This window comes from Lutimaribacter degradans (genome assembly GCF_023703375.1).
In the GTDB taxonomy this organism is placed as follows: domain Bacteria; phylum Pseudomonadota; class Alphaproteobacteria; order Rhodobacterales; family Rhodobacteraceae; genus Lutimaribacter; species Lutimaribacter degradans.
Window position 1 is genome coordinate 271,258 of sequence record NZ_JAMQGO010000001.1, and the last position, 24,009, is coordinate 295,266.

Annotated in this window: 22 protein-coding genes; 16 read left to right on the forward strand and 6 right to left on the reverse strand. The window is 64.6% G+C overall.

Going from position 1 to position 24,009, the window contains the following annotated elements:
* Window positions 1–58 precede the first annotated feature (58 nt).
* The 5 genes from M8744_RS01360 to M8744_RS01380 all read left to right on the forward strand — a co-directional run bounded on the left by M8744_RS01360 (window position 59) and on the right by M8744_RS01380 (window position 5,468).
* The gene (locus tag M8744_RS01360; RefSeq protein WP_251408233.1) at window positions 59–373 is read left to right on the forward strand and encodes a DNA primase; all 315 of its coding nucleotides are present in this window, start codon (window positions 59–61) and stop codon (window positions 371–373) included.
* A gap of 53 nt (window positions 374–426) precedes the next feature.
* A complete protein-coding gene (gene dnaG / locus M8744_RS01365) occupies window positions 427–2,364 on the forward strand; it encodes a DNA primase (RefSeq protein ID WP_251408236.1) in 1,938 nt (645 codons plus the stop codon).
* Window positions 2,365–2,486: 122 nt separating this feature from the next.
* Window positions 2,487–4,466, forward strand: coding sequence for an RNA polymerase sigma factor RpoD (gene rpoD, locus M8744_RS01370; RefSeq protein WP_251408239.1), 1,980 nt, complete (start codon window positions 2,487–2,489; stop codon window positions 4,464–4,466).
* Window positions 4,467–4,674: 208 nt separating this feature from the next.
* On the forward strand, window positions 4,675–4,935 hold the full coding sequence (locus M8744_RS01375; protein ID WP_251408242.1) for a hypothetical protein: 261 nt from the start codon (window positions 4,675–4,677) through the stop codon (window positions 4,933–4,935).
* 119 nt (window positions 4,936–5,054) lie between these two features.
* Window positions 5,055–5,468: a hypothetical protein gene (locus tag M8744_RS01380; protein ID WP_251408245.1), complete on the forward strand. Its 414-nt coding sequence runs from the start codon at window positions 5,055–5,057 to the stop codon at window positions 5,466–5,468.
* Here M8744_RS01380 and M8744_RS01385 read toward each other — a convergent pair.
* On the reverse strand, window positions 5,462–6,457 hold the full coding sequence (locus M8744_RS01385; protein WP_251408248.1) for an AEC family transporter: 996 nt from the start codon (window positions 6,455–6,457) through the stop codon (window positions 5,462–5,464). The two genes, M8744_RS01380 and M8744_RS01385, sit on opposite strands and share 7 nt — an antisense overlap.
* On the opposite strand from M8744_RS01385, the gene M8744_RS01390 reads away from it, so the two are divergent.
* The 3 genes from M8744_RS01390 to ribD all read left to right on the forward strand — a co-directional run bounded on the left by M8744_RS01390 (window position 6,445) and on the right by ribD (window position 8,612).
* Window positions 6,445–6,849 (forward strand): secondary thiamine-phosphate synthase enzyme YjbQ, encoded by a 405-nt coding sequence (locus tag M8744_RS01390; RefSeq protein WP_251408251.1) that lies wholly within the window; start codon window positions 6,445–6,447, stop codon window positions 6,847–6,849. The genes M8744_RS01385 and M8744_RS01390 overlap by 13 nt on opposite strands.
* Window positions 6,850–7,041: 192 nt before the next feature.
* Window positions 7,042–7,515 carry a transcriptional regulator NrdR gene (gene nrdR / locus M8744_RS01395; protein ID WP_251408253.1) on the forward strand — a complete coding sequence of 158 codons (474 nt, stop codon included), beginning with the start codon at window positions 7,042–7,044 and terminating at the stop codon, window positions 7,513–7,515.
* Window positions 7,512–8,612, forward strand: a complete 1,101-nt coding sequence (gene ribD, locus M8744_RS01400) for a bifunctional diaminohydroxyphosphoribosylaminopyrimidine deaminase/5-amino-6-(5-phosphoribosylamino)uracil reductase RibD (protein WP_252409357.1) — start codon at window positions 7,512–7,514, stop codon at window positions 8,610–8,612. Before nrdR ends, ribD begins: the two co-directional genes overlap by 4 nt.
* On the opposite strand, the gene M8744_RS01405 is transcribed toward ribD, so the two are convergent.
* The 3 genes from M8744_RS01405 to M8744_RS01415 form a co-directional block, all read right to left on the reverse strand.
* On the reverse strand, window positions 8,609–10,645 hold the full coding sequence (locus tag M8744_RS01405) for a capsule polysaccharide biogenesis protein (RefSeq protein ID WP_251408259.1): 2,037 nt from the start codon (window positions 10,643–10,645) through the stop codon (window positions 8,609–8,611). The genes ribD and M8744_RS01405 overlap by 4 nt on opposite strands.
* A gap of 6 nt (window positions 10,646–10,651) precedes the next feature.
* On the reverse strand, window positions 10,652–11,788 hold the full coding sequence (locus tag M8744_RS01410) for a polysaccharide biosynthesis/export family protein (RefSeq protein WP_251408262.1): 1,137 nt from the start codon (window positions 11,786–11,788) through the stop codon (window positions 10,652–10,654).
* A 144-nt stretch (window positions 11,789–11,932) separates the two neighbouring features.
* The gene (locus M8744_RS01415; protein WP_251408265.1) at window positions 11,933–13,225 is read right to left on the reverse strand and encodes a capsule polysaccharide biogenesis protein; all 1,293 of its coding nucleotides are present in this window, start codon (window positions 13,223–13,225) and stop codon (window positions 11,933–11,935) included.
* Between the two features lie 138 nt (window positions 13,226–13,363).
* Between M8744_RS01415 and M8744_RS01420 the strand changes: the two genes are divergently transcribed.
* Together M8744_RS01420 and M8744_RS01425 are read left to right on the forward strand one after the other, a co-directional pair.
* A complete protein-coding gene (locus M8744_RS01420; RefSeq protein WP_251408268.1) occupies window positions 13,364–13,951 on the forward strand; it encodes a riboflavin synthase in 588 nt (195 codons plus the stop codon).
* A 187-nt stretch (window positions 13,952–14,138) separates the two neighbouring features.
* Window positions 14,139–15,062 carry an HNH endonuclease gene (locus M8744_RS01425; RefSeq protein WP_251408271.1) on the forward strand — a complete coding sequence of 308 codons (924 nt, stop codon included), beginning with the start codon at window positions 14,139–14,141 and terminating at the stop codon, window positions 15,060–15,062.
* A 4-nt stretch (window positions 15,063–15,066) separates the two neighbouring features.
* On the opposite strand, the gene M8744_RS01430 is transcribed toward M8744_RS01425, so the two are convergent.
* A complete protein-coding gene (locus M8744_RS01430; RefSeq protein WP_251408274.1) occupies window positions 15,067–16,440 on the reverse strand; it encodes an L-serine ammonia-lyase in 1,374 nt (457 codons plus the stop codon).
* 299 nt (window positions 16,441–16,739) lie between these two features.
* Between M8744_RS01430 and rpiA the strand changes: the two genes are divergently transcribed.
* The 6 genes from rpiA (at window position 16,740) to M8744_RS01460 (ending at window position 23,128) form a co-directional block, all read left to right on the forward strand.
* Window positions 16,740–17,525: a ribose-5-phosphate isomerase RpiA gene (gene rpiA, locus M8744_RS01435; protein ID WP_251408276.1), complete on the forward strand. Its 786-nt coding sequence runs from the start codon at window positions 16,740–16,742 to the stop codon at window positions 17,523–17,525.
* 165 nt (window positions 17,526–17,690) lie between these two features.
* Window positions 17,691–19,049 carry a glutathione-disulfide reductase gene (gene gor, locus M8744_RS01440; RefSeq protein WP_251408279.1) on the forward strand — a complete coding sequence of 453 codons (1,359 nt, stop codon included), beginning with the start codon at window positions 17,691–17,693 and terminating at the stop codon, window positions 19,047–19,049.
* A 69-nt stretch (window positions 19,050–19,118) separates the two neighbouring features.
* A complete protein-coding gene (gene hflK / locus M8744_RS01445; RefSeq protein WP_251408282.1) occupies window positions 19,119–20,273 on the forward strand; it encodes an FtsH protease activity modulator HflK in 1,155 nt (384 codons plus the stop codon).
* Window positions 20,273–21,313 carry a protease modulator HflC gene (hflC, locus tag M8744_RS01450; protein WP_251408284.1) on the forward strand — a complete coding sequence of 347 codons (1,041 nt, stop codon included), beginning with the start codon at window positions 20,273–20,275 and terminating at the stop codon, window positions 21,311–21,313. Before hflK ends, hflC begins: the two co-directional genes overlap by 1 nt.
* Window positions 21,310–21,507: a DUF2065 domain-containing protein gene (locus M8744_RS01455; RefSeq protein ID WP_251408286.1), complete on the forward strand. Its 198-nt coding sequence runs from the start codon at window positions 21,310–21,312 to the stop codon at window positions 21,505–21,507. Before hflC ends, M8744_RS01455 begins: the two co-directional genes overlap by 4 nt.
* 172 nt (window positions 21,508–21,679) lie before the next feature.
* The gene (locus M8744_RS01460) at window positions 21,680–23,128 is read left to right on the forward strand and encodes a Do family serine endopeptidase (protein ID WP_251409992.1); all 1,449 of its coding nucleotides are present in this window, start codon (window positions 21,680–21,682) and stop codon (window positions 23,126–23,128) included.
* 238 nt (window positions 23,129–23,366) lie between these two features.
* Here the strand turns inward: M8744_RS01460 and M8744_RS01465 are convergent, their stop codons facing one another.
* Window positions 23,367–24,005: a transglycosylase SLT domain-containing protein gene (locus M8744_RS01465; protein ID WP_353049781.1), complete on the reverse strand. Its 639-nt coding sequence runs from the start codon at window positions 24,003–24,005 to the stop codon at window positions 23,367–23,369.
* Between the last annotated feature and the right edge of the window lie 4 nt (window positions 24,006–24,009).

Genomic DNA, 24,009 nt, shown 5'->3' on the forward strand with positions numbered 1-24,009 from the left:
TGCGCAGGCGCCCGTGCCCTGCCAAACCCGATGTGATTGGACTGAGTGGGGGATGCAAATGACCCGTTTCACCTTGGCGGCCCTGTGCCTGGCCGCAACTTCCCTTCCGGCGCTTGCCGAAACAGGTGCCGAACGCGCGGCGCGCTGCGCCGCACAGACCGAGATCGTGGCCCAGGCCGTGTCCCTGCGCACCGAGGGCCGGCGCGAAAATCGTGCGATCCGGCAGATCACCCGCGACCGGGCCGGGATGGATGCGCCCTATACCGAGGCGGTCAGCCCCTTGGTGGGCTGGGTCTTTGCCTTGCCCGACGACCAGCTTGAAAGCGACGTGGCCGGAGAATTTCGCGCGGCCTGCGACGGCTTCAAGCCCTGACGCGTGCCCGGCGCGACTGGACATTCGCGCCCCCAGCCCCGATATTCAAAGGCATGAGCCTACCCCCCGGATTCCTGGAAGAACTGCGCAGCCGCACCTCGCTGACCCAGGTGGTCGGTCGCAAGGTCATGTGGGACATGCGCAAATCGAACCAGGGCAAGGGTGACATGTGGGCGCCGTGCCCTTTCCACCAGGAAAAGACGGCCAGTTTCCACGTCGATGACCGCAAGGGATTCTATTACTGCTTTGGCTGCCACGCCAAGGGCGACGCGATTTCCTTTGTGCGCGAAACCGAGAATGTCGAATTCATGGAGGCGGTCGAGATCCTGGCGCGCGAGGCCGGAATGACCTTGCCCGCGCGCGACCCTCAGGCCGCCCAAAAGGCTGACCGGCGCAGTGAACTGGCCGAGATCACCGAGGCCGCGGTGCGCTTCTTCCGCCTGTCGCTCAACCAGCAGGCGGCGTCAGGGGCGCGCGACTACCTTGCGCGGCGGGGACTGGAGGCTGCCGCGCAAGAGCGGTTCGAACTGGGATACGCGCCCGAGGGCAACGCGCTCTTCGCGCATCTGACGGGCCGGGGCGTGGACCCGCAGAAAATCATCGACGCGGGGCTGGCCGCACGGCCCGATGATGGGCGCGCGCCGTACGATCGGTTTCGCGGGCGCATCATCTTTCCCATCCGCGATCCGCGCGGGCGCTGCATTTCCTTTGGCGGTCGCTCGATGGACCCGAACGCGCGGGCCAAGTACCTCAACGGGCCAGAGACCGAGCTGTTCGACAAGGGCCGCAGCCTGTATTGGCATGGCCCCGCGCGCGAGGCTGCCGGCAAGGGCCAGACCCTGATCGTGGCCGAGGGGTACATGGATGTGATCGCGTTGGTGCAGGCGGGGTTCGGCGCTACCGTGGCACCGCTGGGCACCGCCGTGACCGAGGATCAGCTGCGTCTTTTGTGGCGCATCGCCGACGAGCCGGTGATTGCCCTTGATGGCGACAAGGCCGGCCTGCGTGCAGCCTACCGGGTGATCGACATCGCGTTGCCGCTTTTGGAAGCGGGCAAATCGCTGCGTTTTGCGCTGATGCCCGAAGGCCAGGACCCCGACGACCTGATCCGCGCCAGCGGCGCGGGCGCGATGCAAAACCTGGTGGATGGCGCGTTGCCCATGGTCCAGCTGCTTTGGGCGCGCGAAACCGAGGGCCAGGTATTCGACAGCCCCGAACGCCGCGCCGCGCTGGATCGGGTCTTGCGCGAAAAGATCAAGCTGATCAGCGATCCATCCATTCGCAGCCATTACGGGCAGGCCATCAAGGAGATGCGCTGGCAGCTTTTCAACCCGCGCCGTTCCAACAACGGCGGGCGCGGGCAGGGGCGCAAATGGCAGCCACCCGGCACCCCCCAGGCCTCGACCAAAAGCTCGCTGCTGGCGGCGGCGGACAGTCGGGTGGATGACCATATCCGCGAGGCGGTGATCTTGGCCACCCTGATCGCCACGCCTTCCGTCATCGACGAGGTCGAACCGCAACTGGAGCGCATGGAATGCCGCGACAGCGACCACGACGCCATCCGCGCAGAGCTGCTGGCGCTGCCGCCCGGCGCCGATGCGCGGGCTGCCGTGGGTGCACGGATCGGGGATGATGCCCTTGAAAACCTCATGCGAATACCACATGTGGCCATATGCCCTGCCGTGCGCCACCCCGGTGACGCCGAGCAGGCAAGGCTGACGCTGGACGAGGCATTCGGCAAGCTCAGTGCCCTTAGGGGGCTGGTTGCCGAGATCGCCGAGGCCGAGGAAGAATTGAGCGGGGTTGCGGACGAGGCGCTGACATGGCGCCTGCGCGAAGCCGCCGAAGCCCGGAATCGCGCCCTGCGCAGCCAACAAGAAGACAAGGCCGCCTATGACAAGGGGCCGAATGGTCTGATGATGGACCGAGATGAGCGCAGCGCATTCGACGCGCTGCTTAACAAGATTACCTATACCAAACCCCGCCGGTAGCGATTTTGGAGAGGAATAGGTAAGTAAGACACGGTAAACGGTGAACGAATCACCCTAACGCGTTAATGATTCGATCATATACCGAATCAGCCGAGCCCGGACGCAGCTTGCAGGAGCATTGAATGGCAGCCAAAGACGCCGAAGAGACACAGCAGGACGTCAGCGAAGCCGAAGTCTCGCTCGACATGAGCCAAACGCAGGTCAAGAAGATGATCGCCGAGGCGCGTGAGCGTGGCTACATCACCTACGATCAGCTCAACCAGGTGCTGCCCCCCGACCAGGTCAGCTCGGAACAGATCGAAGACGTGATGTCGATGCTCTCCGAGATGGGCATCAACATCATCGAGGAAGAAGAAGCCGAAGACGAGGATGGCAAGTCGACCGCCGTTGTCGAGGCGAACTCGACCCGCGATGTGGCCGTGTCCTCGGGTGGTCAGGAAAAGCTGGACCGCACGGATGACCCGGTGCGCATGTATCTGCGCGAAATGGGCAGCGTCGAATTGCTGAGCCGCGAGGGCGAGATTGCTATCGCCAAGCGGATCGAGGCCGGGCGCAACACGATGATCGCGGGCCTGTGCGAAAGCCCGCTGACCTTCCAGGCGATCACGATCTGGCGCGACGAATTGTTGTCCGAGGACATCCTGCTGCGCGACGTGATCGACCTTGAGGCGACGTTTGGCAACCAGTTGGACGCCGATGACGAGGAACCCGTCGTCGAGGCGGCGAACGTGACCGCCCCGCCCAGTGAAAAGAAAGACGACGAGCCCGAACTGGATGCCGACGGCAACCCCATCGCCAAGGAAGCCGACGACGACGAGGACGACCAGGCCAACATGAGCCTCGCCGCGATGGAAGCGGCGTTGAAGCCGCGCGTGCTGGAAACGCTCGACCGTATCGCCGACGATTACGCGCGCTTGTCGGAAATGCAGGACAGCCGGATTTCGGCCACGCTGAACGAGGATTCCAAGTTCTCGGCCAACGAAGAGCAGACCTACCAGTCGCTGCGCTCGGAAATCGTCGAGCTGGTGAACGGGCTGCACCTTCACAACAACCGCATCGAGGCGCTGATCGACCAGCTTTACGGCATCAACCGCCGCGTGATGTCCATCGACAGCGCGATGGTCAAGCTGGCCGACCAGGCCCGCATCAACCGCCGCGAGTTCATCGACGCCTATCGTGGCCGCGAGCTGGACCCGACCTGGCTGGACGACATGCAGCAAAAGACCGGCCGTGGCTGGACCATGCTGATGGAGCGGTCGATCGACAAGATCGAGGAACTGCGCGCCGACATGGCCCAGGTGGGCCAGTATGTCGGCCTGGATATCAGCGAATTCCGCCGCATCGTGCAGCAGGTCCAGAAGGGTGAGAAAGAGGCCCGGCAGGCGAAAAAGGAAATGGTCGAGGCCAACCTGCGCCTCGTGATCTCCATCGCCAAGAAATACACCAACCGTGGCCTGCAATTCCTGGACCTGATCCAGGAAGGCAATATCGGCCTGATGAAAGCTGTGGACAAGTTCGAATATCGCCGCGGCTACAAGTTCTCGACCTATGCGACGTGGTGGATCCGGCAGGCGATCACCCGCTCCATCGCCGACCAGGCGCGCACCATCCGCATCCCGGTCCACATGATAGAGACCATCAATAAGCTGGTGCGCACCGGCCGCCAGATGCTGCACGAGATCGGTCGTGAGCCCACGCCCGAGGAACTGGCCGAGAAGCTGCAGATGCCGCTGGAAAAGGTTCGCAAGGTGATGAAGATCGCCAAGGAGCCGATCAGCCTCGAAACGCCCATCGGCGACGAGGAGGACAGCCAGCTTGGCGATTTCATCGAGGACAAGAACGCGATCCTGCCGCTGGATTCCGCGATTCAGGAAAACCTCAAGGAAACCACCACGCGGGTTCTCTCCAGCCTGACCCCGCGCGAGGAACGCGTGCTGCGGATGCGTTTTGGCATCGGCATGAACACTGACCACACGCTTGAAGAGGTGGGCCAGCAATTCAGCGTGACGCGCGAACGTATTCGCCAGATCGAGGCCAAGGCCCTGCGCAAGCTGAAACACCCCTCACGTTCGCGCAAGCTGCGGTCCTTCCTGGATCAGTGACCGCAACCTTGATTGCGCTGGAACCGGCCCGAATACGGGCCGGTTTTTTTTGCGGTCCGGCAGTTTTCCGCTTTGGTTGATGTACGGTGTGCAAATTCTGCTGGCGCGGGTGCAGTCATCGTCGTAATCCGATTCCATGCGCCGCCTTGCTGCGCCCCGTGAAGGGGCAGCCGGAGTGGCGCAGGCGTTCCCATACAGGATTACCCCCATGGACAGTAAGACAGACGAAACCGGCAAAACCATGACACCCGAGCAAAAGGCCCGCCGCAAGCTGGCCCGCAAGGTGGCAATGGCCTTTTGGAAGGCCGAGTTCAAAAAGACAAACCCCAAGGCCGACCAGGCCGCGATCAAGGCCGCCTGGGGCACCGAGCGCCGCGCGCGGACGAAGACCGCGCTGATCGCGCTGCGCCAGCTTGAAAAATCCGGCGTGCGCATCGACGACGCGGCCGAAATGCCCGCGGCAAGCTGATGCGTCGCCCCCCGGGCGCTTGCGCGGCCCGGGGATGCCTTGCCCAATCGCTGGCCCTCACCCGATCGTGAAGCCAAGGCGCCCGCCAAGCCCCATATTGTCACGGGAAAGGAAAGAGCATGTTTCGCAGTCTTGCCATCTCACTTGCCCTGTTCGCGGCGACGCCTTCCTTGGCGGATTTCGCGGCGATCAACGGGTTGCGGGTTGTTCCCATGGGCGATGGCGCCCGGTTCGAGGTGATCGGCCGTGCCGGCTCGGGACCGCAGCAGTATTTCTGCGCGGCAGCCGATTATGCGCAATCGGTACTTGGCGCGCCCGTCGCGGGCCGTGTGTCGGTTGCCGCGCCCCGTGGCGCCAGCCAAACCCGCCCCGGCCGCCGCGCGGTGGCCTTCGTGGTGGATGACGGCCCCGGGCGCCGTGCGGGTGATGACAATCGCTATGGCCTTTCGGTCAGCGAGGTCGGGTTCAATGTCAGTATCGGCATGGCCCGCACCAGCTTTTGCTTCGACGATGACCCGCTCTGGCTTTATTGACGGGCCAGCATCTCGGCAACGGCCATCCAGGCGGGTAATGTAAGCGCCGCCAATATCGTGCCCTGCGCGATCAGGGTGGCGGCCAATTGCCTGTCGGCCCCGAAACCCGCGGCCAGCACATGCGCGGCCGAGGCCGTGGGCAAGGCTGCGAAAACCACCAGAACCGGCGCCAGCCCGGGCCCGGCCCCGACAGCCAGGGCAACCAGGCTGACTGCCGCGGGCAGCGCCACCAGCTTGGTCGTCACAAGGCAGGCCGAAAAGCGGTCGAGTTTCGCCATGGCCCGCCAATTCAACGTCGCCCCGATGGAAATCAGCGCAACGGGGATCGCCGCCTGGCCCAGCAACGAGACCGGCGCCAGCACCGGTTGCGGAATGGTCAGCCCGCTGACACCCACCGCCACGCCACCCAGGCTTGCCAGTAGAAACGGGTTCAACGCCAGCTTGCGCAAGGCCGGGCCAAGGCGCAGCCCCTCGCCACGTGACAGGCCGGCCACCGCAAAGATGTTTGCCACCGGGATCGCCATGCCGATGATGATGGAGAACAGCGCCGGATCGGTCGAGGGCAGCGCCTGCACCACCACGAAACCAAGCGCGGTGTTGAACCTCCAGGCGGTCTGCCAGGCGCCCGCGAAATCCAGAAACCGCGCCGGGCCAAGCGGGCGCGCCAACCACCCCAGGCCCAGACCCAGCGCCAGGATCGCCCAGACAAGCGGCCCGATCAGCGTCAGGCTGGCCGGGTCAATGGGCCGCGCGGCGGCCGTGACAAAGATCAACGCCGGAAACAGGATCTCGAAATTCAGGCGGTCCAGCCCGGCCCAGGCATTTTCCGAAAGCCGCCGCCGCACCGCCCCGCCAAGGCCGACCAGCAGGATCGGGGGCAGAAGCCCGGTCAGGATGATCTGGAACATGCATGTGCCCTTTGACGGATCGCGCGCCTCGTCTTGCCGTGCATGGATGGCGATGTAAAGCTGCGCCCATGCAGCATACATTCCAGATACGGACCCGTGGTCAGGGGCTTTACGAATTCACCGACGACGTGGCCGATTGGGTGACGGGCGACGGGGTGCTGACGCTGATGGTGCGCCACACCTCGGCCAGTTTGCTGATCCAGGAAAATGCCGACCCCGAGGTGCAGAGCGATCTGCGCGCCTTCTTTCATCGTCTGGTGCCGCCCACGACCGACCCCGGCATGGCCTACCTGACCCATACATACGAAGGCCCCGATGACATGCCCGCGCATATCAAGGCCGCGCTCTTGCCCGTCAGCCTGCAAATCCCGGTGCAGGGCGGGCGGATGCGGCTGGGCACCTGGCAGGGCATCTACCTGTTCGAGCATCGCGACGCGCCCCATACCCGGCAGGTGGCCGCGCATCTGGGCTGATTTGCTGGCGTCTCGCCTTTTGCGGCCACCTGCATTGCGGCCTGTTGCAGCGCCGTGTCAGATGGAGAAACGCCCTATCTTGGGGTCGCATTTCCCCCCTACCCAAAACTTGGGCGCTGTCCTATAGTGCCTGTGGATAAGTGGGGCAAAGCCACCACCAGAGGCAGAGACAGAAGAATAAGGGGAACGGCAATGCGCTGCCCGTTTTGCGGAAACATAGACACGCAGGTAAAGGATTCACGCCCCGCCGAGGATCACGTGTCGATCCGGCGCCGGCGTTTTTGCCCCGCATGTGGCGGGCGCTTTACCACCTATGAACGGGTGCAGCTGCGCGATCTTGTCGTGATAAAGACGAATGGCCGCCGCGAAGATTTCGACCGCGACAAGCTGGAACGCTCGATCCGCATCGCGTTGCAAAAGCGGCCCGTCGAACCCGAGCGCATCGACCAGATGATTTCGGGCATCGTGCGCCGCCTTGAAAGCATGGGCGAGACGGATATTCCGTCGAAGACGATCGGGGAAATAGTGATGGAGACGCTGGCGCGGATCGACACCGTTGCATACGTGCGATTTGCCAGCGTTTACAAGAACTTCCAGGCGGCCGACGATTTCGATAAATTCGTATCCGAGCTGCGCCCCGACGTGGATGCGGCCCCGAAAGAGTGACCGGGGACGACGCGAGATTCATGGCGTTGGCCCTTTCGCTGGGGCGGCGCGGGCAGGGCAACGCCTGGCCCAACCCCGCGGTCGGCTGCGTGGTCGTGCGCGATGGCCGCATCGTCGGGCGCGGGTGGACCGCGCCGGGCGGGCGGCCCCATGCCGAGCCGCAGGCGTTGGCGCAGGCCGGCCGGCTGGCACAAGGCGCTACCGCTTACGTCACCTTGGAGCCTTGCGCCCATCACGGCCAGACCCCGCCCTGCACCGATGCGCTGATTGATGCAGGCGTGGCGCGCGTGGTCGTTGCGCTTGAAGACAACGACCCCCGCGTGGCGGGCAAGGGCCTTGCCCTTTTGCGCGCGGCGGGCATTGACGTGAACACCGGCGTTCTGGCCGAAAGGGCGGCGCAGGACCTGGCCGGGTTCCGGCTGGTGCGCGGACAGGGGCGGCCCTGGCTTACGCTCAAACTGGCCAATTCCTTTGACGGGCGCATTGCCACCGCCACCGGCGAAAGCCAGTGGATCACCGGCCCGCAGGCCCGTCGCGCGGTGCATGCGATGCGCATGACCCATGATGCGGTGATGGTGGGCGCGGGCACGGCGCGCGCCGATGATCCATCGCTGACCGTACGCGACATCGGCGCCGCGCGGCAGCCCGTGCGCGTGGTGGTATCGCGCCGGCTGGATTTGCCGCTATCGTCGAAACTGGCGCGCACCGCGCGCGAGGTGCCGGTATGGCTGTGCCACGGCCCTGACCCCGACGGCCCGCTGGCCGACGCCTGGGATGGCATCGGGGCGAAACGTCTGCCCTGCGCCGTGATCGGGGGCCAACTCGACCCGGGCTCGGTCTTGTCAGAGCTGGCCACGGCAGGGCTGACGCGCGTGTTCTGCGAGGGCGGCGGCGCGTTGGCCGCGTCGTTGCTGGCCGCGGGGCTGGTGGATGAACTGGTCGGCTTTTCCGCCGGTGTCGTCATAGGGGCCGAAGGGCGGCCCGCCGTGGGCGTTATGGGCGTGGCACGCCTGGCCGAGGCGCCCCGGTTCAAGCTGGTGGAAACGCGCGCCCTGGGTGGTGACGTGTTGCATCGCTGGTGGCGGACCCCGGCCTAACGCCGCCACAGGTAGGCTTGGCTGGCAAAAACCCCCTGCAATTTCGACAAAAGCCGCAACGGCACGCCGGGCGCGGGCAGGCGGCCGTGTTCCAGCCGGGTCACGATAACCTCGACCGGGCAGGGCTGGCCCGTGACCGGGTCGCGATAGCGCGGATAGTCGATCAGCGTTGCATGCACCAGGCTTTCCAGCGTCGGGCGCGCGGTGCGGCGGGGCAGGGCGGGACCAAGGTGCCGCGTCAGGCCCCATCCGGCGTAGAAAGGCGCCCCCAGCGTTACCACCGGCACGCCGCGCATCAGGGCCTCGAACCCCAGCAGCGAGGTCATCGTCCATACCTCGTCCACATGGGGCAGCACGGCGGCCGGATCGGTCAGGTCAAGCACCCGGTCGGCAAGCCCCACCAGGTCGATGGGCGCAATATTCCCGGGCCGCAGCCCGGCCTCGACATCCGGGTGCGGCTTGTACAGGATCACCGCGTCGGGGTTGGCCGCGCGCGCGGCCTGCAAAAGCGCGCGGTTGGTCGATACCTTGCCGCTGCCCAGCCGGATGGATGCGTCATCCTCCACCTGGCCCGGCACCAGGATCTGCCGCCCCCCAGGCAGGTCGGGTGCGTGGCCGCCCAGGTTGTATTTCGACAGGCCCTTGTCGGTGATGCGGCGGATCAGGGCGCGGGCGCGATTGTCCTGGTCGGGGCGCAGATCGGCGCGGGCGGCGATCAGCCGTTCCAGCCGGCTTGCTTGTGACGGATCGTAGTAAATGCCCAGGTCATCGCATACCAGCGACAGGGGCGGCACCAGTTTCGCCCCCAACCCGCGCGAGCGCAGAAAACCGTCCTCGACCCGCAAGGCGTCGTCGTTCGCATCCGCCTGTGCTGCCCAGACCATGCGCCGTGCCCGCGATTTCGCGGCAAGATCGCGCGCCTTGGCCGGGGTGTCGGCAAAGCGCACGCCCTTTGCCGCGCCGAAAAAAACCTGGATCGCGCCGCGCTTCCACAGCCGCATCCCCTGCGCGACCCAGCCGTGCCGATCCTCGCGCCAGGCGCGGGCCTGCGCGTCGAGCGTGTCGATCGCCCGCTCCAACTCGCACAGGCAGTCATCGAACGGATCATACCAGACGGGGTAAAGGATCATCGCGCCAGCAAATAGCTGTGCGCGGGTCAGGCTGCGGTTGCGACGCAAGACGGCGTGCAGGTCTTCGGTCAGGTCCCAGCCGGCATAAAAGGGGCGACCGAAAACGCGTGGGCGATGCCCGGCCATTATTGCCTCGAACCCCATCTGCGACGACACGGTATAAACCGCAACCGCCCCCTCCAGCAGCGCCCAGGGGCTGACCGGGTCGGCCAGAAGCGTTGTGCGGGCGTCCAGATCATCGGGCCCGAAATAGCCCGCGCGGTGGCCGGCGGCGGTTTCGGGGTGCGTCTTGATCACGATGCGCGCGCCGGGGTGCTCGTCGCGGGCGTGAAACAGCATTTCCTTGAACGAATTTGCATCGGCCATCCCGTGGGTGACAGAGGCATCCCCGCGCGTCTGGTCGATCACCAGAACATAGCCCGGATCGGGCAGGGCGGCGGCGGGGTCGACCGCGCAATACTTGGTCAGGTGGGCCTCTTGCAGCCGCGCGATGGCGCCGCGCGCCCGGCCCAGCAAGGCGGCATCGTCCAACGGGTCATCGCGCAGCAAGCGTTCCAGGTCGGATGGGTGGGACGGGTTGAAGTGCATCCCCGCGTGGTCGATGATCAGCCCGATGGGCGCGTCCCCCGAGCGCCCCGGGTAAAGCGAGCGCAGGAACGCATCCTCGACTCGCACCAGCGCAGCGCCCGTCGCGCGGGCCACTGCCTCGCCGCGGCTGGCATAGCGGGAATGGCCCCACACCCCCACGAGATCATCTGGCCCGGGCTTGCCCAGCGTTGGTTGATACCCCGCCAGTTGCAGGATGCGGCGCACGCGGCGCTGTGTCAGAAAACCGGCGTTGTAATGGAAAAGCCGCCGGGGGCCGGCCCCGGCGGCTGCATTGTTGTTCGGCACATCGGCCATCCGGGCCTAGTTGCCCGAAGCGAGATCGCTTACCGCGTTGACCGAACCAAGCGAGCCGGTCAGCGCCGAAATCGTCTTGTCCCACTGGGTGAACGGCGCTTCGGTCACGTAGAGCGTGTCGTCATCGCGGATCGAGAAATCGCGCGCCATGAACATGCCGTTGGGCTGGGTCAGGTCCAGAACGTAAACCATGCGCTGTGCGCCTTGCAGATCGTCGCGCCCCAGCACCTGGTTCGCGATATCCGCGGGTTCGTTGCGGAGCACGAAAACACCGGTCGGGTCAGCCGCGTTGGCCAACAGGCCGCCCACCTGGGCAATGGCCTCGATCGCGCTGAGCGTCTGGGATTCGAACGGTACGCGCGACTGGCTGCCGGTGGCACCAAGCGCGGTGAAAGCGCGGCTGTCCTCTTCGACCAAGATACGGTCGCCCGGGCGCAACGCGATGTCGAATTCCGGGTGCTTGTAAAGATCTTGCAGCCATACCTTCGAGCGTTTGTCGCCGCGGATCACGGTGATCTGTGCGATTTCCGGTTCGATCGCGACGCCACCGGCGCCCGCCAGCATCGCCGACAAGGTGCGGGTAGGCCGCTCGATCGGGTAAACGCCCTGGCCGCCCACGGCCCCGACGATCGACACCGTCGCGCCGTCACCGGCCAGGCGCCGCACCTCGACCTGGGGTTCGGGGGTCTGGTCTTGCAGTTTCTCGGTGATGATCCGGCGCAGCGCCTCGGGCGAGTTGCCTGCGGCGCGGACACGACCGGCGTAGGGCACGAAAATGAACCCCGTGCCGTCAACCTGCACCTCTTCCAGCGCGGTGGCATTGATGCCTTCACCCGCCAACAGGCCGTCATCGACGTTTTCCCAGATCGTCAGGCCCAGCGTATCGCCCGCGCGGATCGTGTCAGACCCGAGGATGCCCGCGTTCTTGAAATCGCTTGTAAAGCCCAGTGCCGGCACCACGGCCGTTGCGGCTGTCACGCGATCATTTACCGAAACGACATAGGCGTCGCCCTCACGCAGGACGGAGCCAGCAAAGATTTCGCGTTTGTTGGGGCCCGAACGTGGCAGGCTGCAAGATGCGACAAGGGCAACCGCGACAACAAGGGCGACGGACTTCGCCCGCCGGGAAGTTTGGGGTTTCACTGCTCGGTCTCCTCGACCTGTTATGGTTCTGCCTCGGTGTTTTTTTGCGAAGCTAACCCAGCACGTGTAAAAAATCCAGCGTCTCGCGCGGTTGGACTGCTTCGGCACGGGCAAGGTGTTGCTTGCCGGACTCGCAAGCACGGATCAGGTGACGGCGCGTAAATGCTGGCGCGGGGCCGCGGTGCCCGATTCCAGAGCGTCATACGGGTCTTCTGACGATAGCATCATGTCGACGACCTGGCGCAGCAACTGCCGGCGCCCGCGTGCCGAATAAAAGCCGCCGGGCACTTGGCTGGTTTCCAGCAGGTAGCGACGATAATCCTTGTAGGCCTTGCGGTCGGGCCGGGCGGGTTGCGCGAAAAACCGGACAAGCGGCTGGGCCGAGACGAATTCGGGCTTGGCATAGACCGCCGTACCGAACACCTTGAGCGGGATACCGCGCCACAACACCTGTTGCGCCGCGGTCGAGTTCACGGTGACGGCCGAGCGGGCATCGTTGAGCAATTGTGCCAGCTTGCCGCCGCGCACGTAATGCACGCGGTCATGCACCCCCGCCTGTCGGGCCAGGCGGGAAATCTCGTGGCGCAGGGGCACGCGGCCATCCTCGAGCGGGTGCGCCTTGATCACCAGGTGATGATGGCCCGGCGCGCCCTTGGCGAAATCGCCTATCACCAGTTCGAGAAACTCGGTCATCGTGGAAAAGGGGCTGTGCATCTGGAAACTGCTGTCATGCTCCAGTTGCAAGAGCGCCAGATGATAGGGAAACCCGCCATTGCGAACGCGCCGCGTGGCCAGGCGCCGCTCGAGATGGTGGATGGGCATCAGCAGCAGCCGCCGCAGGTAAAGGCGGAATTCCTTGGTCACCGGCAGGTCGCGATGCGGACGGAAATTGCGGTAGGCGCCGTTTCGGAACATCACGAACCAATGGTAAAGCGCGCCGTAAAAGATGTGTTGGCGCATGTCGCCCCAATGCGCCGGCGGCACGGGGGTGTCCATGTCCGATTGCGCAAGCGCCTTTCGCATCTGGGCGATGGTCATGCGCATGAGCCGCGAATGGCCGTTGGCGCCGCCGCGCTCATAGGTGACCCAGTAGGGACGCAGGTACCCTTCTTCGAAGACATGAACCGTCACCCCCAGCGCGTGGGCCCGTTCGATCGCGGTGGCGTGGATTGCGCGGGTATCGCCGTAAAGCACGATATCGGTGACGCCCTTTTCGGCCACCAGCGCGGTGAAACGGTCGGCCCAGGCCGCGGCCTTTTCGTGGAAGGGAATGTAGGTGGACGGGTCGAACCAGAACGCCCGGTCGCCGGCGTTGAAACCCACGCGCCACACCTGCGCGCCCGTCAGGCGCAGCATCCGGCCAAGCCGGTGAAAGAATGGCCCGTGCGGCCCCTGCAGAAACAGGAAAACCCGGTTTTTCGGTGTGCCTTCGCTCATGACCAGCCAGAGTATCCTTGCATGCCTGCAATGGGTCTTACCGCGTCAGTCGGGCAAGAATAAGGCGGAAAATGCACGCGCTTGCCTTGAAGGCTGCGGGCCGCTACGTCATGGGGCGCACAAGCAAGAGGGCACGCCATGTTCACGGGCATCATCACCGATATCGGCCGTATCGCGGCACTGGAGCATCGCGGCGACCTGCGCGCGCGCATCGAATCGCGCTATGACATGGACCGGGTCGATCTGGGCGCCTCGATCGCCTGCGACGGCGTCTGCCTGACCGTGGTCGACAAGGGCGCGGGCTGGTTCGACGTGGATATCAGTGCCGAAAGCGTGTCGAAAACCAACATCGCCGACTGGGCCGAAGGGCATCGCATCAACCTTGAACGAGCGTTGAAGGTGGGTGACGAACTGGGCGGGCATATCGTGTCGGGCCATGTCGACGGCGTGGCCGAGGTGGTGGCCCTGCGCAACGAAGGTGACAGCACACGCGTGACATTCCGCGCACCGCAAGAGCTGGCACGGTTCATCGCGCCCAAGGGCTCGGTTGCGCTGAACGGCACCTCGTTGACGGTGAACGAGGTCGATGGCCGTGATTTCGGTGTGAACTTCATTCCCCACACCAAGGAAGCCACCACATGGGGCGACGTGGCGGTGGGCGACCGTATCAACCTGGAAATCGACACCTTGGCCCGCTATGTCGCGCGCCTGAACGAGTGCGCCTGACGCCCGCCTGATCCTGCGGTGTCGCGTTCCGCGACGCGGTGTATCTCGGCCCCTGGCGGAGCCTGCGGGTGAGGGGGCGCTGCCCCCGTCGCGCGTGCCGCGCGCCTCCCCCGGGGTATTTCCGGCAAGAGGAAAACCGGGGCAAGACGGCGCTTGCTTTTCATGCCGAACCGGATTTGATCGGAGCATGGCCAAGATGGTTTTGCTGCACAAGGTGGACTCGATCTACGAGGATGAGCCGGACGCCGTTTACGATTTCCCGCGCGCCTACTTGAAGGCGATGGAGCAGGCGGTGGGAGACTGGGTCGTGTACTACGAACCGGTCAAGGCCGGTCATCGGGGGTATTTCGCGGTGGCACAGGTGGCGCGTATCATTGAGAAACCGGGGTCGGCAGGGCGTTTTCTGGCGCTGATCGCTCCGGGCAGCTTTCTGCCTTTCGATAGCAACGTGCCGCGCCTGGTGGACGGCAGGCCGCTGGAGCGTGCCCTTTCCGAGTCGGATGGCAGGCCGAAAAAAGGTGGGGCCGTGCAACGCGCGGTGCGGCCCTTGCCAGACGACGAATTCGCGCGGATCGTAAACTTGGGTTTGCCGTGGGACCTAGAGCAGATCGAGGCACTCCGCTATGCACCCGCAGGCCATGAAATCGATGAGCCGCCGGCCCCGTTTCAACGCCCAGTACTGGAGCGTTTGACGTGTCGGGCCTATCGTGACGTGGCCTTTCGGCGCAAGGTTCGCGCGGCCTATGGCTATCGCTGTGCGATGTCGGGGTTGCAACTGCGCAATGGCGGTGGGCGCCCCGAGGTACAGGCGGCGCATATCAAGCCGGTCGCCCAGGGCGGCAGCGATGCGGTGCGCAACGGGTTGGCCCTGTCGGGGACGCTGCACTGGATGTTCGACCGCGGGCTGATCTCGGTTGCTGGGGATGGTGAAACGATTCTCGTGTCACGCAACAAGGTGCCTGACGAGGTGGTGGACCGGCTGATCCGGCCGGGCGGAAAGTTGTTGCGCCCCGACGATCCGCGCGATGCGCCGCACCCTGCCAACCTGCAATGGCACCGCGAGAAAGTGTTCGGGCAGGTATTGCCGGGAGACGATCTGCCCTGGGCCTGACCCGTCAGCAATTCGGGATGTTGACGGCCAGCCCGCCAAGCGAAGTTTCCTTGTATTTCTCGTGCATGTCCGCGCCCACCTGGCGCATGGTTTCGATGGCGGAATCGAGCGGCACGAAATGTTGCCCATCGCCGCGCAGGGCAAGGCTGGCGGCCGACACCGCCTTGATGGCCCCCAGCCCGTTGCGTTCGATGCAGGGCACCTGCACCAGGCCCTTTACCGGGTCACATGTCATGCCAAGGTGGTGTTCGAGCGCGATTTCCGCCGCGTTTTCGATCTGTTCCGGCGTGCCGCCCAGGACGGCGCAAAGCCCGGCCGCGGCCATGGCGCTGGCGGACCCGACCTCGGCCTGGCAGCCGGCCTCGGCGCCCGAGATCGAGGCGTTGAATTTCACCAGCCCGCCGATGGCCGCCGCGGTCAGCAGGAACTCGTCGACACGCGCGGCGCGGGCGCCCGGTACGTGATCGAGCCAGTAGCGGATTACCGCCGGGACCACGCCCGCCGCCCCGTTGGTGGGCGCCGTCACAACCTGGCCGCCGGCTGCGTTTTCCTCGTTCACGGCCATGGCATAAGTGCTCATCCAGTCGTTGATCACGTGCGGCGCGGTGAGGTTCATGCCGCGCTCGGCCTGCAGCTTTTCGTGGATGGCGCGGGCGCGGCGGCGCACGTTCAACCCGCCGGGCAGGATACCTTCGGCCTCAAGCCCGCGGTCGATGCAGTCGTTCATGACCTGCCATATACGGGCCAGCCCGCTGTCGAGCCGCTCGGTTCCGATGCGGCCGATCTCGTTGGCGCGTTTCATCTGGGCGATCGATTTGCCTGACCGGGCGGCCATGTCCAGCATCTGCGCGGCGGATTTGAACGGGTAGGGCACGGGCGGGCCGTCATCATGGTCGCGGCCGGCGGCCAGTTCGTTGGCGGTCATCACGAAACCGCCACCGACGGAGTAGTATGTTTCTTGCAAGATCACGTCGCCCTGCGGGTCGGTTGCCATGACGATCATGCCGTTGGCGTGGCCGGGCAGGGGGTGGTCGTAGTCGAAGACAAGATCGGTTTTCGGATCGAAGCGGAGCGTGCCGAGGCCTGGGGCCTCGATCCGGGCGGTGCCGTTGATGTGGGTAAGCGTCTCTTCGGCGCGGGATGCGTCGTAGGTTGCGGGTGAAAACCCGGCCAGTCCCAGGATGACCGCGCGGTCGGTGGCGTGGCCGACGCCGGTAAAGGCCAGGCTGCCATGCAACGAGGCGCGCAGGCCATGCGCCTGGAATGGCGCGGCGCGCAGCGCGTCAAGGAACCGTTCGGCCGCCACCATGGGCCCCATCGTGTGGGACGAAGACGGTCCGACACCCACCTTGAAGAGATCGAGAACCGACAGGAACATCGCCTAACCCTTTCGCGCAGCCTGGCCGACGATGACGGAATCTGCGCCGCATGGCCAGCGCGAAAGCGACGGCCTGGCCGGCGCCTCCGCCATCGCGGACCGGGGGTGAATTGTTGGGCGGCATTTCAAACGACTTGGGTGCATCCATGCAAGCCCTGGCCTGTCCGCCCGCAATCGGGCCCCTTGCGGTCGGGCTTTGCACGGGTGGCGATTGCGGTTGCATGGCGCGGCGCATTGCCCCTACCCACGCGCCGCGCAAGCCCCTATAAGGCCGCAAACGCCCGAAAGGAGTCGCGCCCATGACCGGAGAGTTGTCGCCCATCGACAAGGCCAAGTTCGTCGCTGCCAAGCGGGCGGTGGATTATGTCGAGGATGGTATGCGCGTGGGGTTGGGCACCGGCAGCACGGCCGCCTGGATGGTGCGGTGCCTGGGCGAAATGGTGCGCGATGACGGGCTGAAGATTCGCGGCGTGCCGACATCGACACGCACCGCCGCGCTGGCGCGCGAAGTGGGAATAGAGGTGATCAGCCTGGACGAGGCGCGCTGGCTTGACCTGACGATCGACGGCGCGGACGAGTTCGACGGCGATCTGAACCTGATCAAGGGCGGCGGCGGCGCTTTGCTGCAAGAAAAGATCGTGGCCACTGCCAGCGACCAGATGATCGTGATCGCCGATGTCGGCAAGGAGGTCGAATCGCTCGGCGCCTTTCCCCTGCCGATCGAGGTGATCCCCTTTGGCTGGCAGACCACCAAGGCGCTGGTCGAGGAAATGCTGATATCGATGGATGTGCTGGGGCGTAGCGTGACGCTGCGGATGAATGGCGACACGCCGTTTGTCACCGACGAGGGCAATCATATTCTTGATTTGCATCTCAACCGCATCGGCAATGCGCGGCAGCTGTCGATGGTGCTGAACCAGGTGCCGGGCGTGGTGGAAAACGGGCTGTTCATCGACATTTGCGACGTGGTGATCGTGGGCTACGGCGATGGTCGCGTGGAAACCCGTGACATTAACGAGGGCACGGTGGAAACCGACCGGCTTGATTTCGTGGAAAACGAGAACCTGTTTACCGACCTTGATTGACAGGCCGCGTCGGCGCCCGTTTGGCGTGCGGTTTCAAGGCGGTGCAAATGCCCGCGACGGGCGGTGGCCCCGGGCCCTTGATCCGGGTGAATCGCGGCCTCTTCTCTGGCTTTCCCGTGTCGCTTGTGAAATACCTTCGCCCAACGAAAGCAAAGGGATCACACCATGAGCTTTGACTACGACCTTTTCGTGATCGGTGGCGGTTCGGGCGGGGTGCGTGCAGCGCGGGTTGCGGCGCAGGGCGGGGCGAGGGTCGCCTTGGCCGAAGAAGACCGCTATGGCGGTACCTGCGTGCAGCGCGGTTGCGTGCCCAAGAAGCTGATGGTTTTCGCCAGCGAATACCCCGGCTATGTCGAAGACGCGAAAGCCTATGGCTGGGAGGCGCAGATCGGCGAATTCAGCTGGTCGGCCTTCAAGTCGAAGATGCATACCGAACTGGACCGCCTGGAAGGTGTCTATCGCAATATCCTGGGCAACAACGACGTTGAGACATTTGACGCGCGCGCCAGGCTGGCGGATGCGCATACGGTCGAGCTGTCGGATGGCAGCCGCAAGACGGCCAAGCACATTCTCCTGGCGATGGGCGGCTGGCCGATGCGCCCCGACATCCCCGGCGCCGAGCTGGGCATTACCTCGAACGAGGTGTTTCACATGGATGACCTGCCCGGCTCCATGCTGATCCTGGGCGGCGGGTATATCGCGTGCGAATTTGCCTGCATCCTCAACGGTATGGGGGTGAACGTCACCCAATATTACCGCGGTGCGCAAATACTGCGCGGTTTCGACGAAGAAGCGCGCGGTCTTGTTTCCGAAGAGATGCAGCAAAACGGCATCGACCTGCACCTTGGAACGAACATCCTGGAGATGCACAAGGAGGATGACGGTCGTATCCGCGTCAAGGCGACGAACGGCACCGAGCGTCATTTCGACCAGGTGATGTTTGCCACCGGCCGCACCCCAAACACCGCCGATATGGGGCTGCAGGATCTGGGCGTTGAACTGGGTCGCAAGGGCGAGGTGCTGGTGGACGAGTACAGCCAGACAAGCGTGCCGTCGATCTATGCCATTGGCGACGTGACCGACCGCGTCAACCTGACGCCCGTCGCGATCCGCGAGGGCATGGCCTTTGTCGAGACGGTTTTCAATGGCAACCCAACGCCCGTGGATCATGACCTGATCCCGACGGCGATTTTCACCCAGCCCGAGATGGGCACCGTGGGCATGAGCGAGGAAGAGGCGCGTGACCACGGCCCGATCGAGGTTTATGCCACCTCGTTCAAGCCGATGCGCGAAGCCTTCGCGGGGCGCGCGCAGCGGGTGCTGATGAAACTGATCGTTTGCGCCGATACGCGCCGCGTTCTGGGCTGTCATATCGTCGCGCCCGGCGCGGGCGAGATGATTCAACTGGCGGGTATCGCGGTGAAGATGGGCGCCACGAAAGAGGATTTTGACCGCACCGTGGCGGTTCACCCGACCATGACGGAAGAGATCGTGACGATGCGAGAACCAGTTCGGACGGCTTGAAATTTGCGCCGGGCTGCACAGGTAATGCACAATACAAAGACACACGACCACAGAGGGGAACTCAGGTAGATGGCTGGAAATTCTGGCGGCCCATGGGGCGGCGGCGGAAACAGGGGTGGCGGTGACGACCGCGGCCGTGGGCAAAACGGGGGCGGCGGGCGTCGCCCCGAAGATGACGGCCCCCAGATCCCGGAAATCGACGAATTGATGAAAAAGGGCCAAGAGCAGCTGCGCGTGCTGATGGGCGGGCGCGGCGGCGGCAATGGCCAGGGCGGCGGCAGCGGCGGGTCGGGTGGCCCGCAATTCAGCCGTGGCAGCCTTGCCATTGGCGGGTTGCTGGCGGTTGGGCTTTGGGCCTTTTCCAGCTTTTACACCGTCAAGCCCGAAGAACAGTCGGTTGAACTGTTCCTTGGCGCCTATTCCTCGATTGGCAATCCCGGTCTGAATTTCGCGCCGTGGCCGTTTGTCACCTATGACGTGATCAACGTCACTTCGGAGCGGACCGAGAATGTGGGCCTGCGTCGCGGCAACGACAATGACGGGCTGATGCTGACGACCGATGCCAACATCGTGGACATCGATTTCCAGGTTGTCTGGAACATCGCCGACCCGTCCAAGCTGCTTTTCAATATCCGCGATCCGCAATTGACGGTGCAGGCGGTGTCGGAATCGGTCATGCGCGAAATCATCGCGGCGTCGAACCTGGCGCCGATCTTGAACCGCGATCGTGGCCTGATTGCAGATACTGCCCTGCAAAACATCCAGGAAACGTTGAATGACTATGACAGCGGCATCAATATCGTTCGTGTGAACCTTGACCGGGCCGACCCGCCGTCAGCCGTGATCGACGCTTTCCGCGAGGTGCAGGCCGCCGAGCAGGAGCGCGACAGGCTGCAACGCCAGGCCGATGCCTACGCCAACCGGGTTCTGGCCGAAGCACGCGGCCAGGGTGCGCAGATCCTGGAAGAATCCGAAGCCTACCGTGCCAGCGTGGTCAACGAGGCGATCGGTGAAGCCAGCCGTTTCGTCGCCGTGGCAAACGAATTCAACTCTGCACCCGAGGTTACACAACGCCGCCTTTACCTGGAGACAGTGGAACGCACCCTTGGCAATGTCGACAAGATCCTGCTCGACGACAACATGGGCGAGGGTGGCAACGGGGTTCTGCCCTACCTGCCGCTGAACGAGCTGCGTGGCGGTAGTGCGAACCGGGGAGATAACTGATGAAAAAGACCGCTTTCCTAATACCAGTCGTCGTGATTGCCGCGGTCGTCGCGATGTCATCGCTGTTCATCGTGGATGAACGTGAAAAAGTGCTGGTGCTGCAGTTCGGCCAGATCCAGCAGGTGCGCGAAGAGCCCGGCCTTGGTTTCAAGATCCCGCTGATCCAGGAAGTCGTGCGCTATGACGACCGTATCCTGTCGCTTGATACCGACACGATCGAGGTTACACCCTCCGATGACCGCCGCCTGGTGGTCGATGCCTTCGCACGGTATCGCATCCGTGATGTCGTTCAGTTCCGGCAGGCGGTTGGCGTGGGTGGCATTCGCGCCGCCGAGGATCGCCTGTCCTCGATCCTGAACGCGCAGATCCGTGAGGTTCTGGGTGCAGATCAGGTGACATCCGACACGATCCTATCGGCGCAGCGCCGCGATCTTGCCCTGCGCATCCGCGCCCAGGCACGGACATCCGCCGAGGGCCTCGGGCTTGAAGTGGTCGACGTGCGGCTGAAGCAGACGAACCTTCCGCAACAGAACCTCGAAGCGACGTTTGCCCGGATGCGGGCCGAGCGTGAACGCGAAGCCGCCGACGAAATCGCCCGCGGTAACGAGGCCGCACAGCGCGTGCGCGCCGCGGCGGACAGAACGGTTGTGGAAACCGTGTCGCAAGCCGAGCGCGAGGCGGAAATCCGCCGTGGTGAGGCCGATGCCGAGCGGAACCGGATCTTTGCGCAAGCCTATGGTGGCAATCCTGCCTTCTTTGGCTTTTACCGCTCGCTCGCTGCGTTCGAGCGCAGCTTGAACGCCGATAACTCGACCATCGTGCTGACCCCGGACAGCGATTTCATCTCGGCCATGTTCGGCGCCATTCGTGCCGAGGGGCTGCTGGCCGAAGCGGTAGAGACGATGAGCACCGATGAACTGCGTGAACTTGCGCCGAAATCGGAACTGTCCGAGGATCTGCCCGCAGAGGCGCGCGAACAGCTTGAGCGTAACAACAAAGAAATCGAGCAACGCGCCACGCCGAGCGAAGAAACGGAATGATCGAAACGGCATTTCTGGCCCTAGGGCTGGTTCTGATCGTGGAGGGGCTGGCCTATGCGCTGGCCCCTTCGCTTGTTGAACAGATGCTTGAGATATTGCGCGCCTTGCCCGACACGATGCGGCGCAATGTCGGCCTTCTTGCGATGCTGCTGGGTGTCGTGCTGGTTTGGGTGGCCAAGACCCTTGGCGCCTGAACGGAGCCTTCACAAACCCGTCACGGCGCGTCACAGTGGTTTGACAGGGCGTAACACCCTTTGTGTTGTAACTTCGGCGTCCTACATGGAAGATATGAATAATTCAAAACGGTAACCCAGAGGAGAAACTGGCGTGACCACCCAAGCTCTTAGCAAAACCCGAAACCCCGCCATGCCGGCGCTGCGCGCCATGTGGCTGACGCTTTTGGCCGTGCTTTTCATGCTGGCGCAGACGCTGTCTGCACAGGCGCGCATGCCCGAAAGCTTTGCCGACCTGGCCGACAGGGTCAGCCCGGCAGTGGTGAATATCACCACGTCGACCGTTGTTGCCACCCCCGGTGGCCCGAACCCGATTGTGCCCGAGGGCAGCCCGTTCGAAGATTTCTTTCGTGAATTCCGTGACCGCCAGGGCGAAGGCGACAGGCCACGCCGGTCGTCGGCGCTGGGCTCTGGCTTCGTGATTTCCGAAGACGGTTATATCGTCACCAACAACCACGTGATCGAAACCGCCGACGAGATCCTTATCGAGTTCTTCCCCGGCGATGGCCAGCCGATGACCGAACTGCCCGCCGAGGTGATCGGGACCGACCCGAACACCGATATTGCCGTGCTCAAGGTCGAGGCCGACCAACCGCTGAAATTCGTCAGCTTCGGCGACAGCGACACCATGCGCGTTGGCGACTGGGTGATGGCGATGGGCAACCCGCTGGGGCAGGGCTTTTCTGCCAGTGCCGGCATCGTTTCGGCCCGCAACCGTGCGCTGCGTGGTTCGTATGACGATTACATCCAGACCGATGCCGCCATCAACCGCGGCAATTCGGGCGGCCCGCTGTTCAATATGGAAGGTGAGGTGATCGGCGTGAATACCGCGATCCTGTCGCCCAATGGCGGGTCAATCGGGATCGGGTTTTCTATGGCGGCGAACGTGGTGGTCAATGTTGTCGACCAGTTGCAGAAATACGGCGAGACCCGGCGCGGCTGGCTGGGCGTGCGCATCCAGGACGTGACACCCGATATGGTCGATGCGATCGACGGGCTGGACACCGCGCGTGGTGCCATGGTGACCGACGTGCCCGACGGCCCGGCAAGGGAAGCGGGCGTGTTGCAGGGCGATGTGATCCTGAGTTTCGATGGCCGCGATGTCGAGGACACCCGCGCCCTGGTGCGCCAGGTCGGTGACACCGAGGTCGGAAAGGCCGTGCGCGTGGTGGTGCTACGCGACGGAAATACAGAAACGCTGCGCGTGACGCTGGGCCGCCGCGAAGAGGCCGAAGGTGCCGTGCCCGCCGCTCAGCCGGGCGACGGACCGGAAGAGCCATCCGAGATCGAGATGATGGGCCTGACCCTGTCACCCGTGACCGATGATCTGCGCGATGATCTGGATCTCGACGACAGCATCACCGGCCTTGTGGTGATGGATGTCGATGCGACCTCGGAGGCCTATGAAAAAGGGCTGCGCGCAGGCGATGTCATCACCGAGGCGGGCCAGGAGAAACTGGCCAGCGTCAGCGATCTGCAAGAGCGTGTCGAAGCCGCGCAAGAGGCGGGGCGCAAGTCGCTGCTGCTTTTGGTGCGCCGCGCGGGCGACCCGCGTTTCGTGGCCCTATCGCTGACCGACTGACACGATCCGACAGTTAACCGGCCAAAAGGGGCATCCGGAAGGGTGCCCCTTTTTTCGTTCCGGGTTGCCAGGGCGCGGTCGTGCATGAAAATTAACACCATGGGCCCGATCCCGTTTTTCGACGCTTCCGATCAGCCCGGAGCACCTAGTTCAAAATGGTCGAGCGCAAGGGCGCGGCCAAACAGGCCACCACATGGCTTTTGCGAATCCAGCGGGGGCTAGGCCGGCGCGGGCGTGGTCAGAACGGGCGCAACCGGGGCCGTGTGGCCGATAGCGGCTTGCAATAGCTCTGCCCGCGCAGCCAGCGGGCCATGTCACGCCGTTTCGTTGCCGAGCGCATCGGTGCCCAATCCGCCGCCACGCCGCGCCACCGGCTGTCACGCAGCGCGATGGCGCGGTCGCGTGGCACTGTCACCGCCAGGATACGGACTGCGCAGCTCAGGTTCGAGGGGCCGTGCTGCAACGCCGCGCCGGACCCCGCGCGGCAGCCGTAGCCACGCGCGGTGGCTGGCAGGATCTGCAACAAACCGTACCACTGGTTGCGGCCGCCCACGGCTTCGGGGCGCCAGGTGCTTTCGTATTTGGCCAGTGCGGACAGAAAGCCCACCCAGAATTGCGCGCGTTGCTGCGCATCGGCACTGGTATAGGCGGGGCACCACGTGTCGATATCGCGCGGCACAACCCGCGTCAGCGCCGCTCCGTGGCCGCGCAAGGCCGACAGCACGGCGCGGGTCCATAGCGGCGCGTCGCCGCGATGCTCCCACTGGGTGCGGGGCAACGCGTCGTCGCGGGCAGGCGGGCGCAGCCCGTCATGTTCGCCCTGTGCCAGGACGAGCCCGGGAAAAAGGCAAAAAGCTATGATCCAGCGCCGCATCATTTGG

What these genes read in the sequence shown, in the direction of transcription:
- M8744_RS01415 (WP_251408265.1), bottom strand. Translation starts at nt 13,225, where the DNA reads ATGAGCGAAGGCACACCGAAAAACCGGGTTTTCCTGTTTCTGCAGGGG.
- M8744_RS01360 (WP_251408233.1), top strand. Translation starts at nt 59, where the DNA reads ATGACCCGTTTCACCTTGGCGGCCCTGTGCCTGGCCGCAACTTCCCTT.
- M8744_RS01385 (WP_251408248.1), bottom strand. Translation starts at nt 6,457, where the DNA reads ATGTATGCTGCATGGGCGCAGCTTTACATCGCCATCCATGCACGGCAA.
- M8744_RS01375 (WP_251408242.1), top strand. Translation starts at nt 4,675, where the DNA reads ATGGACAGTAAGACAGACGAAACCGGCAAAACCATGACACCCGAGCAA.
- M8744_RS01405 (WP_251408259.1), bottom strand. Translation starts at nt 10,645, where the DNA reads ATGGCCGATGTGCCGAACAACAATGCAGCCGCCGGGGCCGGCCCCCGG.
- nrdR (WP_251408253.1), top strand. Translation starts at nt 7,042, where the DNA reads ATGCGCTGCCCGTTTTGCGGAAACATAGACACGCAGGTAAAGGATTCA.
- hflK (WP_251408282.1), top strand. Translation starts at nt 19,119, where the DNA reads ATGGCTGGAAATTCTGGCGGCCCATGGGGCGGCGGCGGAAACAGGGGT.
- M8744_RS01420 (WP_251408268.1), top strand. Translation starts at nt 13,364, where the DNA reads ATGTTCACGGGCATCATCACCGATATCGGCCGTATCGCGGCACTGGAG.
- M8744_RS01430 (WP_251408274.1), bottom strand. Translation starts at nt 16,440, where the DNA reads ATGTTCCTGTCGGTTCTCGATCTCTTCAAGGTGGGTGTCGGACCGTCT.
- dnaG (WP_251408236.1), top strand. Translation starts at nt 427, where the DNA reads ATGAGCCTACCCCCCGGATTCCTGGAAGAACTGCGCAGCCGCACCTCG.
- M8744_RS01460 (WP_251409992.1), top strand. Translation starts at nt 21,680, where the DNA reads ATGCCGGCGCTGCGCGCCATGTGGCTGACGCTTTTGGCCGTGCTTTTC.
- M8744_RS01380 (WP_251408245.1), top strand. Translation starts at nt 5,055, where the DNA reads ATGTTTCGCAGTCTTGCCATCTCACTTGCCCTGTTCGCGGCGACGCCT.
- gor (WP_251408279.1), top strand. Translation starts at nt 17,691, where the DNA reads ATGAGCTTTGACTACGACCTTTTCGTGATCGGTGGCGGTTCGGGCGGG.
- M8744_RS01465 (WP_353049781.1), bottom strand. Translation starts at nt 24,005, where the DNA reads ATGATGCGGCGCTGGATCATAGCTTTTTGCCTTTTTCCCGGGCTCGTC.
- M8744_RS01390 (WP_251408251.1), top strand. Translation starts at nt 6,445, where the DNA reads ATGCAGCATACATTCCAGATACGGACCCGTGGTCAGGGGCTTTACGAA.
- rpiA (WP_251408276.1), top strand. Translation starts at nt 16,740, where the DNA reads ATGACCGGAGAGTTGTCGCCCATCGACAAGGCCAAGTTCGTCGCTGCC.
- hflC (WP_251408284.1), top strand. Translation starts at nt 20,273, where the DNA reads ATGAAAAAGACCGCTTTCCTAATACCAGTCGTCGTGATTGCCGCGGTC.
- M8744_RS01425 (WP_251408271.1), top strand. Translation starts at nt 14,139, where the DNA reads ATGGCCAAGATGGTTTTGCTGCACAAGGTGGACTCGATCTACGAGGAT.
- M8744_RS01455 (WP_251408286.1), top strand. Translation starts at nt 21,310, where the DNA reads ATGATCGAAACGGCATTTCTGGCCCTAGGGCTGGTTCTGATCGTGGAG.
- rpoD (WP_251408239.1), top strand. Translation starts at nt 2,487, where the DNA reads ATGGCAGCCAAAGACGCCGAAGAGACACAGCAGGACGTCAGCGAAGCC.